Consider the following 9,689-nt stretch of genomic DNA (forward strand, 5'->3'; position numbering starts at 1 on the left):
CTATAATTAAATCAAAAAGCGCTCAATATTTGGGCGCTTTTTGATTTGAAAGAAGGGTAATTTACAAATCACGCCTTGCTTTAAGCTGTTTGAAACTATTTGATAGAATCCTTTTTGGCGCTATTAACGCTGTAGCCTTTTACCACCACTTCTTTGAGCGAACTATTTGTTTTTGTATTATTCGCATCTTTTTTATCACTTTTTGTAGTGTATCCTCTAATTACGATTTCTTTGCTGGGATTATCTTTTGCAGTAATGTTAAGAACTCCATTCTTCCCTTTATCGCCATATATACCATTTGTACTTTGATTCTTTAGCACTGAAATAGATGCTATATTATCTTGGTCCAAGGAATGGATGTCAAAATTTAAATCTTTCTTAACACCATCAACAATTATTAAAGGTTTCTTATCTGTACTTACTGCCTTTCCTCTAACAATTATCATTGAATTATTAGGTGATGTAATCATCAAATTCTTATTTAAGGAAGCGCTATCTCCTATTTTTAATCTCCTAGATTTAGTATCAGAATCGTTATCATCAACTCTGAAAAACGAGCCTGAATCCTTTACTTCACTATTAGCAGAAGAGGTATTTCCCTTTTTAGTTTTGATTACTATCACACCGTCTTTCCCCTTATCACCGTATAACAAAGTCGCATTTTCATTCTTTAATACAGAGATTGATTCAATATTATCGGGAGATAAAGCATTTATATCATACTCAGCTGGAGCTTCCTTGCCATCCACAATTATCAGCGCCTTCTTTCTCTCTTGCTCAAGTCTGGCCAATTCGGCGGAAGAACTAGCTGACACAAAACCATCATAATCATTACGATTAGAAATCTGATCGCTATACCTTCCTTGAAGAATACTCTGACCTAATCCTACAGAAATAGAATTCAATTCCTTTTCTGGAATCTTATAGAATTTCTCTTTGCTTATCACGTTGTGATCATAGATATACACGAAGTTTTTGTTAGGATCAATTTCATTTCGGCTTTTTACTCGTCTTATCTGATCACTATTTATTGTTATTTGTTTAGTGGTGTCTTTTTGACTTGGAGAATATGTATGAAATGACAGACCAGAAATTTCAACTATACGTTGTTTTTCATTGTTTCTGGTCTGGGATTTAATTGCCCCTCCCTTTACAATCAAACCGTCCTGTTCTTTTATAATAAACTCTGTAAATTGACTTGGTGTACCTAAAGTACCTGCATACTTCTTTGTTTTAATATTCACAAGCGATTTTTTACCAAACTTTTCTGTTAGCTCATTATTAGTATTTATAATAATAGTTTCTATATCCCTTGCTTGTAGACTTTTCAATTCTTCTATAGATACTAATTTATCATCTAAAACATATCCTACTGAATCATTAATGGAATGACCATCTCTATCATGAAATAATGTCTTTTTGATTGGTAAAATTTCATCTTTTGTTGGATCAGATTTAAGTATCAAAGGAACATCCAAAGGAGTATCTTTTGCGATTTCCACTATACTTTCGATGCCCGACTCCGCTTTACTTACCGTAAAGGACATTCCTGCGATCAAAAGTACAGGCAATAAGAAAGCATATTTGCTCAACTCCAGTTTGGATGAGCGTTTTTTGTTCATCATCATAATGCGCTTTTTTAAAGTTTTAAAATTAAATTGATTACCAATGTCCAACGCAGCTCCTTGCTGGGTGACATGTAGCAACGAATATTGATAGGTCTGTCTGTCCATACCTTTATCTAGCACCTGTTGATCGGTCAGGAATTCTAAATTTTGACGTACAGCTTTGCGCATTAGCCATACGAAGGGATTGTACCAACAAACCATCAATATTATTTCGAACAGCAAGATGTCTATCGTGTGATGGCCTCTCACGTGGATAGTCTCGTGCGCGAAAATGTCTTGCAACTCAGCGTCCTGATGTTGCTCTTTATGTAAATATATCTTGTCAAAAAATGAAAACGGCACTACCGGAAATAGCACATTACGGAAAGTGAATGAATTCCAAATAGCATCCTTTGAATGGCTATGAATCCGTAATAGACTGAATAGCTGCACGATAAACTTAAAAATAAAAATCATACTAACAAGTCCTATTGCCCCGATACATATATCGATTAGCGTCAAAGCTTGAGGGCTCTCCGATCCTAGCAACATGTCCGCTGGAAAAAATTGTGGAAGATACACAGCTTCTACGATTTCTCGTTTGGCAAACCATGTTTTAACGTCAACAAACGGATAAACAAAGGCATAAAGACTTCCCAATAAAAAATAAATTCTATTGAGGGTATAGAAAGTCATTCCTTTCAGCAGAAAGGCATAACCAATAAATAGGAGCGATAATAATAGGTTGACTTGAAGGATATAGGTTAGTAAATTTTCCATACTTCTAGGATTTTGTATGCTTAATCATATCCAACAGTTCTTTGAGTTCGCTTTCACTCAGTTTTTCTTCCTTAATAAAGAATGAAACCATCTCTTTGTACGAATTTTTGAAGTAATCACCTACAAAGGAATTCATAAAAGTGGCGCGATACTGCTCTAAAGTAATAATTGGCTCATATCGCTTCGCATTCGCATATTTCACGGCTTTCACATATCCTTTCCGTTCGAGATTCTTTATCGTAGAAGCCAAAGTGGTATAAGGCACTTGTTCTTCAGGCTTCATATTATCCAAGATTTCTTTTACAAAACCGCCCTTCAAATGCCAAATAGACAACATCGCTTCTTCTTCTTGTATCGTTAATTTTTCTAGATTCATCATGGTATGTTAATATATCAAATACTAATCTACGATTTTTTCGTAATACTACAAATTTTACGTAAATATTTAACATTTTTTGACGGAAATAGATAATCAAGCGTTTATCAAAAATTATGTATCACTTTTATGACTCATAAATGTCAATAATTCACGTATACTCATGGTATAATCTCACACATTTTTTTAAATTTGTGACAACACAAGAAAATTGATTATGTCGGAAACAGCATCTATTACTTTAAATGGCAAGACGTTTGAGTTGTCTGTAATTACGGGAACAGAAAACGAGAGTGCTATTGATATTTCAAAATTAAGAGACCAATCAGGATATATTACATTAGACCCAGGATTCAAAAATACCGGAGCAACAAAGAGTGCTATTACTTTTTTGGATGGTGAAAAAGGGGTACTAAAATATCGTGGATACAAAATCGAAGAATTAGCTGAGAAATCCACATTCTTGGAAGTAGCCTATTTGCTAATCTATGGTGAATTGCCTACTCAAGCTGTATTAGAAAAATTTAGATCAGATATTAAAGCTCAAATGTTGGTGCACGAAGACATGAAAAATTTCTTCGCTGGTTTCCCTTCGAAATCGCATCCAATGGGACAACTTTCATGCTTAGTAGGTGCATTATCAGCATTCTACCCTGAGTCTTTGAATCCCAACCAAACGGAAGAGGAAGAATACCAAACTATCGTCAATTTGATTGGTAAAATGCCAACTATCGTATCTTGGATTCAAAAGAAATCATTAGGTCACCCGGTAGTATATCCGAAAAAAGATTTAGGATATATTGACAACTTCATGAATATGATTTTCGGTGAGGTGAACTGTGACAAAATCTTTGATGATGCGGTATTAGACGCAATGCGTGTATTGTTAATTCTTCACGCTGATCACGAGCAAAACTGTTCGACATCGACTGTACGTATCGTAGGTTCATCCAATGCCAATCTATACGCATCGATCTCTGCAGGTATCAATGCTTTGTGGGGACCTTTACACGGTGGTGCTAATCAAGCAGTAATCGAGATGCTCGAAGACATCAAAAACGATGGCGGGGATGTGCAAAAATATTTGGACAAAGCGAAAGACAAAAACGATCCTTTCCGTCTAATGGGCTTCGGTCACCGCGTGTACAAAAACTTCGACCCTCGTGCTAAAATCATTAAAAAAGCAGCGGACGAAGTGTTGGAAAAATTAGGTGTTAAAGATCCAGTATTGGATATCGCTAAAGGTCTTGAAAAAGCGGCCTTAGAAGATCAATACTTCATCGACAGAAAATTATATCCAAATGTTGACTTCTATTCGGGTATTATATACCGTGCATTAGGATTCAATTCCGAAATGTTCACTGTATTATTTGCTTTAGGCCGTCTACCAGGATGGATCGGTCAATGGAAAGAAATGCGTGACAATAAAGAGCCTATCGGTCGTCCAAGACAAGTTTATATTGGCGAGACAGACCGTGAGTATGTGGATCTTAAAAACAGATAATTAGTAATTACTAAAATATTAAAAAGGTAGAATATGTATATTCTGCCTTTTTTTTATACATTTAATAAAATACTGAGCCCAAATGAAGTTAAAATCTATATACCTCTTTTCGTTATTATTGCTTGTATTTCAAGGTTGTAACCAACCCAATTACAAGAAAGAAGCTATAGAAATAAATAACAAAGGCACTCAATTCTTTCAACAAAACCTAAAGGACAGTGCGCTCATATATTTTAGTTTGGCTACAGACAAAAATCCTCAATATGCGCTTGCACATCAAAATAAAGCTAACGCACTTATTTCGCTAAAACAATACGACAAAGCTATTTTGGCCATTGACGATTTAATAAAAATTCAACCGTATGCCGAAGCATTTACCATCAAAGGAATGCTACTAGACAAAACCAACAAGCCCGATGAGGCAAAGCAAGCCTACAGCGAAGGTCTCAAGAAATTTGAGGAAAGATTGACAAGTACCAGTGACGCTAATAAAAGTATGATCATACTGGAGATTGGTCAATTGCATTTTTTAAAGGGCGATAGCAGCCAAGCAAAAACTATTTTAGAAGAACACAAAGCAAAGGCTCAAGATTTAGGTACGGCAGATTCCATCCTGAACAATTTACAGCAGAAAGATAAATACATCGATTGGGTACTGCAGAAGGTAGGCTAATCTTCTTTTTCCCACCATTCACTACTTTGCAGGTCATCGATCTCGCGACGATCACGCTTGGTAGGCCGACCTGCACCACGATCGCGTTTAAGTATTGGCGCATGGAATACAGATTTGAATCCGTAGGTTTCTTCTACAGGTGTATGGTCTTCATAATGTTGTACAGCTGTTTTGGCATCTACCCTACGCTCAAGCAGCGCACTCACATGAATCAACTTACGTTCAATACCTTTTTGAACTGAATAAGTTTCCCCGACTTTCACCACATAAGAAGGTTTTATATTCTGTCCGTTCAATTTGACACGCCCGGCTTTGCACGCTTCTGTCGCCAGACTGCGTGTTTTGAAAACTCGGATAGCCCACAAATATTTATCGATACGTAATTTTTCCAATTCCTTTGCCATAATTCAAATTTACCATATTCTCTCCAAAATAATGAACATTAACCTATATTCATTTGGATAAAAATGAGCATATTTGTGTTAATATTTAGTGGTTTATAATAAGATAAAATGGAAATACAAAAACTTCAAAAATTAATCGAAGAAGCTTGGGAAGACAGACAATTATTAGGAAATAAAGAATATTTTGAAGCTGTACAAACCATCATTATGAAATTAGATAATGGTGAGTTGCGTGTAGCCGAACCTCTTGGTAACCGTTGGCATGTCAATGACTGGATCAAAAAAGCAGTGATTTTATATTTCCCTATTCGTGACATGAAAGTGATTGAAAATGCACCTTTCGTATATCACGATAAGATGAAGTTAAAAACGAATTATAAAGAATTGGGTGTACGCGTGGTACCTGGTGCTTCTGCACGCTATGGCGCTTATCTTGCCAAAGGCGTGATAATGATGCCTTCATATGTGAATATTGGTGCTTTTGTAGATGAAGGTACGATGGTCGACACTTGGGCGACAGTAGGTTCATGTGCACAGATTGGCAAAAATGTACACTTGTCAGGTGGTGTAGGCATCGGTGGTGTATTGGAACCGGTTCAAGCATCTCCAGTAATTATCGAAGATAATGTTTTCGTTGGCTCACGTGCTATCGTAGTAGAAGGTGTTCGCGTAGAGTCAGAAGCGGTATTAGGTGCCAATGTGGTATTGACAGCCTCAACAAAAATCATCGATGTGTCGGGCCCCGAACCTATCGAATACAAAGGATACGTCCCTGCTCGTTCGGTGGTAATTCCTGGATCGTATACCAAAAAATTCCCTGCAGGAGAATATCAAGTTCCTTGTGCTTTGATTATTGGTCAACGTAAAGAATCCACAGACAAAAAAACCTCATTAAATGACGCTTTGCGCGAGCATAATGTCGCTGTATAATTGATACTCAGAATGGCACAGACATTTATTGACCGAGAGGATATCAATCAAGCCTTAGAGATCTTGAAAAATGGAGGCCTTATCCTCTATCCTACCGATACGATCTGGGGAATAGGCTGTGATGCGACCAATGCAGAAGCGGTAGAAAAGGTTTTTGCGCTCAAGGGAAGGGATAAAAATAAAACCATGCTGGTCCTATTGCACAATGACAATCAATTGGCGAGCTATGTACGGGAAATTCCAGAAGTAGCATACGAACTGATCGAAGCTACGGATCGACCATTGACTATCATCTATTCGGATGCAAAAAATCTAGCACCCAATGCGATAGCAGAAGATGGCAGCATAGGAATCCGTGTTGTCAACCACCCGTTTTGCCAACAATTACTACAGCGATTTAGAAAACCTATTATTTCTACTTCGGCAAATATCAGTGGTCAGCCGACAGCGACAAACTTTGACGAAATTTCCGAGGAAATAAAAAATGGTGTAGATTATATTGTTAAATTTGATCAACAAAATCCTGCTAAAGGCAAACCTTCTATCATTATGAAGTTGGATCCATCAGGAAAATTTGATTTTATACGTAAATAAAAAAGTAATAACATGAAAAAAATTCTTAGTCTATGTGCGATCTTGATCGCAATGGTAACTGTAACTTTAGCACAGGAGAATATAAAACCAGCTAAAGTTGGCGTGCAATATGGCAAAGCTATCGATGGTAAAAAAGCCATTTCGGTCGAAAAATTACAAAATACTTTAAAATCCAAAAAAGAATATAAAGGTAAAATAGAAGGCGAAGTAATAGGTGTATGTAAGAAAAAAGGATGTTTCTTAACACTGAAACGTGAAGGTGAAGAAGACCCTATTATGGTTCGTTTTAAAGATTACGGATATTTTGTTCCTGCAGACCTAGTGGGCAAAAAAGTAGTATTAGAAGGAACAGCTAAAATCAAAGAACTTTCCGTAAAACAGTTACAGCATAATGCAGAAGATGCTGGAAAAAGCGCAGAAGAAATTGCTAAAATAACACAACCAAAAACAGATATAAACATCGTTGCTGATGGTGTTTTGGTGGTAAAATAGTAATTTGTACCATATTGAGGAAAGGCTGTAGTGAATATTACAGCCTTTTTTCTATTTTTACACTTATGAACAAGCTTAAACCCTATCCTTGTCAATCTATTAATCTAAACGGTTCACTAATAACCTTCGAGACGCCCTTAATTATGGGTATTCTCAACGTTACGCCGGATTCATTTTTTGATGGCGGTCAGCATAGCACACGCAGCAGTGCGCTGGAGCATGCAACTAAACTTGTCGAAGCAGGCGTGGATATTATTGATGTGGGTGCTTATTCGTCGCGACCAGGAGCAGCACTTATTTCTGCCGCTGAAGAAATCGACAGAGCTATTCCAATCATCGAAGATTTAGTAACAACCTTCCCACACATCCCTTTGTCTATCGATACCTTTCGCGCTGAAGTCGCAAAAGCGGCTATCCTTGCGGGCGCACACATGATTAATGACATCTCAGGCGGGTCGTTGGACGATAATATGTTTCGTACAGTAGCTGATCTGCAGGTCCCTTATGTCTTGATGCATATGCGTGGCACTCCCGAAATTATGCAGCAACTGACAACATATGAGGATGTAGTCCATGATGTGGCAGTAGATTTGGGAAATAAGATTTCTACTTTGCGCAGTCTTGGCGTAAAAGATATTATATTAGACCCAGGATATGGCTTTGCAAAGACGATCGAGCAAAATTATGAATTATTATTCCGTGTAAATGAACTTCATTACCATGGATTGCCTATTTTAGGGGGCATCTCTCGAAAATCGATGATTTACAAAAAGTTAGGCATCACTCCTCAAGAATCATTAAATGCCACGACAGCATTGAACACGTTATTATTGGACCGAGGTGTACAAATTTTGCGCGTACATGATGTCCATGAAGCAAAACAACTAACACAATTATTGTTCTAAATATATATTAATGAAGAGAAGACAGGATATTTTGACCATTGGCTTCGCCTTATTTGCCATGTTTTTTGGGGCGGGGAATTTATTGTTACCACCATTTATAGGATTACAAGTAGGATCCCATACGTTGATTACTATTATTGCCTTTGGACTTACAGGCATTATTTTACCCTTCTTGGGAATTTTATCCGTAGTCAAATCAGGCAATACCATTTACGACTTGGGAAATCGGATTCACCCACTCTTGGCACCGATTTTAGGAACTATTATTATGCTTTGTATAGGTCCTTTAATTGCAATTCCTAGAACAGGGGCTACTACATTCGAAATTGGTATTCTACCAAATTTCCCTTCGTTCAGTCCCATATTGTTTTCTGTCCTTTTCTTTGGTCTGACCTTGGCCTTGAGTATTTCCCCTTCTAAAGTTGTCGATATCATTGGAAATATCCTTACCCCCATATTATTAGTTTTGCTTTTTGCATTAATCTTAATCGGAATTCTAAATCCTATCGGTGATTATGCGACGACTGAGTTATCTGCCACAGAATCTTTTAAATTTGGTTTTGTCGAAGGATACCAAACTGTCGATATGTTGGCTTCCTTGGTATTTGCGGGTATTATTATTGCAGCTGCACAAGTCAAAGGATACAACAAGTCAGCGGAAAAAAGTACAGTCGTTATATCATCTGGGATTATCTCTTCGGTATGTTTGATTTTCATATACGGTGGCTTAGTTTACTTAGGTGCGACATCAGGCGTGGCAGACAAAGAAATAAGTCGTTCCGCGCTATTAATTCATATCGCAAAGAGTACATTGGGTGATTATGGTATGGTGCCTATAGGCATATGTATTGCATTGGCTTGTCTCACCACTTCCATCGCACTGACATCTGCCGTAGGATCTTTCTTTTCCGAATTGACAGGAGGAAAATTAAGCTACAAATTATTAGTAACCATCTGTTGTATATTTTCGGGAACATTAGCCATTCTAGGTGTAGACAAAATCATTCAATTCGCTTATCCACCTTTGGCATTTGTTTATCCAATAGCCATTACAATAGTACTTTATATCATTATTTTTGGTGGATTTATCAAAAGTAAAGTCCCATATATCGGCGCTTTGATTGCTTCCACGCTGATTGCATTCATGAGTTTAGGTATTATGTTGGGCTGGTGGAATGCTGATTTATACCAAAAATTGCCTCTTGCAGATGTCGATTTAGGTTGGTTAGTGCCTTCCATTATTGGTTTTATTGTCGGTCTCCTTATCAGTAAACGTCAAGTCCAACAGGTTTAATATAAAAATATATGCTAAAAAGAAAGGGCCTACATAATCAATATGTAAGCCCTTTCTAATATTTATCCTGGTGAGACTATCTCACGGTACTACCCGGCTTGATAGCCGATGTAGGATTAACAAAGTCTAA

10 protein-coding genes are annotated in these 9,689 nt (G+C 37.2%); 7 read left to right on the forward strand and 3 right to left on the reverse strand.

Annotated elements, in window-relative coordinates; translation table 11 throughout:
* Window positions 1-95: 95 nt before the first annotated feature.
* Window positions 96-2,387: a M56 family metallopeptidase gene (locus EDC17_RS00885; protein ID WP_132775991.1), complete on the reverse strand. Its 2,292-nt coding sequence runs from the start codon at window positions 2,385-2,387 to the stop codon at window positions 96-98.
* 4 nt (window positions 2,388-2,391) lie between these two features.
* Window positions 2,392-2,766, reverse strand: a complete 375-nt coding sequence (locus EDC17_RS00890) for a BlaI/MecI/CopY family transcriptional regulator (protein WP_243645932.1) — start codon at window positions 2,764-2,766, stop codon at window positions 2,392-2,394.
* Between the two features lie 214 nt (window positions 2,767-2,980).
* On the opposite strand from EDC17_RS00890, the gene EDC17_RS00895 reads away from it, so the two are divergent.
* Complete coding sequence (locus EDC17_RS00895; RefSeq protein ID WP_132775993.1) at window positions 2,981-4,267, forward strand: citrate synthase; 1,287 nt, start codon at window positions 2,981-2,983, stop codon at window positions 4,265-4,267.
* Window positions 4,268-4,349: 82 nt separating this feature from the next.
* Window positions 4,350-4,940 carry a tetratricopeptide repeat protein gene (locus EDC17_RS00900; RefSeq protein WP_132775995.1) on the forward strand — a complete coding sequence of 197 codons (591 nt, stop codon included), beginning with the start codon at window positions 4,350-4,352 and terminating at the stop codon, window positions 4,938-4,940.
* On the opposite strand, the gene EDC17_RS00905 is transcribed toward EDC17_RS00900, so the two are convergent.
* Window positions 4,937-5,344 (reverse strand): RNA-binding S4 domain-containing protein, encoded by a 408-nt coding sequence (locus EDC17_RS00905; RefSeq protein WP_132775997.1) that lies wholly within the window; start codon window positions 5,342-5,344, stop codon window positions 4,937-4,939. The genes EDC17_RS00900 and EDC17_RS00905 overlap by 4 nt on opposite strands.
* Before the next feature lie 108 nt (window positions 5,345-5,452).
* Here EDC17_RS00905 and EDC17_RS00910 point away from each other — a divergent pair, with 108 nt between their 5' ends.
* From EDC17_RS00910 to brnQ, 5 genes are all read left to right on the forward strand, one after another.
* Window positions 5,453-6,274, forward strand: a complete 822-nt coding sequence (locus tag EDC17_RS00910) for a 2,3,4,5-tetrahydropyridine-2,6-dicarboxylate N-succinyltransferase (RefSeq protein ID WP_132775999.1) — start codon at window positions 5,453-5,455, stop codon at window positions 6,272-6,274.
* A 12-nt stretch (window positions 6,275-6,286) separates the two neighbouring features.
* Window positions 6,287-6,868 (forward strand): L-threonylcarbamoyladenylate synthase, encoded by a 582-nt coding sequence (locus EDC17_RS00915; protein WP_132776001.1) that lies wholly within the window; start codon window positions 6,287-6,289, stop codon window positions 6,866-6,868.
* A gap of 12 nt (window positions 6,869-6,880) precedes the next feature.
* Window positions 6,881-7,360 carry a DUF4920 domain-containing protein gene (locus tag EDC17_RS00920; protein WP_132776003.1) on the forward strand — a complete coding sequence of 160 codons (480 nt, stop codon included), beginning with the start codon at window positions 6,881-6,883 and terminating at the stop codon, window positions 7,358-7,360.
* 65 nt (window positions 7,361-7,425) lie between these two features.
* Window positions 7,426-8,265 (forward strand): dihydropteroate synthase, encoded by an 840-nt coding sequence (gene folP / locus EDC17_RS00925; RefSeq protein ID WP_132776005.1) that lies wholly within the window; start codon window positions 7,426-7,428, stop codon window positions 8,263-8,265.
* Between the two features lie 10 nt (window positions 8,266-8,275).
* Entirely contained in the window at window positions 8,276-9,559 is a 1,284-nt protein-coding gene (gene brnQ, locus EDC17_RS00930; RefSeq protein WP_132776007.1) for a branched-chain amino acid transport system II carrier protein, read from the forward strand.
* The last annotated feature ends 130 nt before the right edge of the window (window positions 9,560-9,689 follow it).

Source organism: Sphingobacterium alimentarium, from assembly GCF_004342685.1.
Classification (GTDB): domain Bacteria; phylum Bacteroidota; class Bacteroidia; order Sphingobacteriales; family Sphingobacteriaceae; genus Sphingobacterium; species Sphingobacterium alimentarium.

Excerpts from the sequence above, each read along its gene's own strand:
- EDC17_RS00885 (WP_132775991.1), bottom strand. The coding sequence starts at position 2,387 with ATGGAAAATTTACTAACCTATATCCTTCAAGTCAACCTATTATTATCG.
- EDC17_RS00890 (WP_243645932.1), bottom strand. The coding sequence starts at position 2,766 with ATGATGAATCTAGAAAAATTAACGATACAAGAAGAAGAAGCGATGTTG.
- EDC17_RS00895 (WP_132775993.1), top strand. The coding sequence starts at position 2,981 with ATGTCGGAAACAGCATCTATTACTTTAAATGGCAAGACGTTTGAGTTG.
- EDC17_RS00900 (WP_132775995.1), top strand. The coding sequence starts at position 4,350 with ATGAAGTTAAAATCTATATACCTCTTTTCGTTATTATTGCTTGTATTT.
- EDC17_RS00905 (WP_132775997.1), bottom strand. The coding sequence starts at position 5,344 with ATGGCAAAGGAATTGGAAAAATTACGTATCGATAAATATTTGTGGGCT.
- EDC17_RS00910 (WP_132775999.1), top strand. The coding sequence starts at position 5,453 with ATGGAAATACAAAAACTTCAAAAATTAATCGAAGAAGCTTGGGAAGAC.
- EDC17_RS00915 (WP_132776001.1), top strand. The coding sequence starts at position 6,287 with ATGGCACAGACATTTATTGACCGAGAGGATATCAATCAAGCCTTAGAG.
- EDC17_RS00920 (WP_132776003.1), top strand. The coding sequence starts at position 6,881 with ATGAAAAAAATTCTTAGTCTATGTGCGATCTTGATCGCAATGGTAACT.
- folP (WP_132776005.1), top strand. The coding sequence starts at position 7,426 with ATGAACAAGCTTAAACCCTATCCTTGTCAATCTATTAATCTAAACGGT.
- brnQ (WP_132776007.1), top strand. The coding sequence starts at position 8,276 with ATGAAGAGAAGACAGGATATTTTGACCATTGGCTTCGCCTTATTTGCC.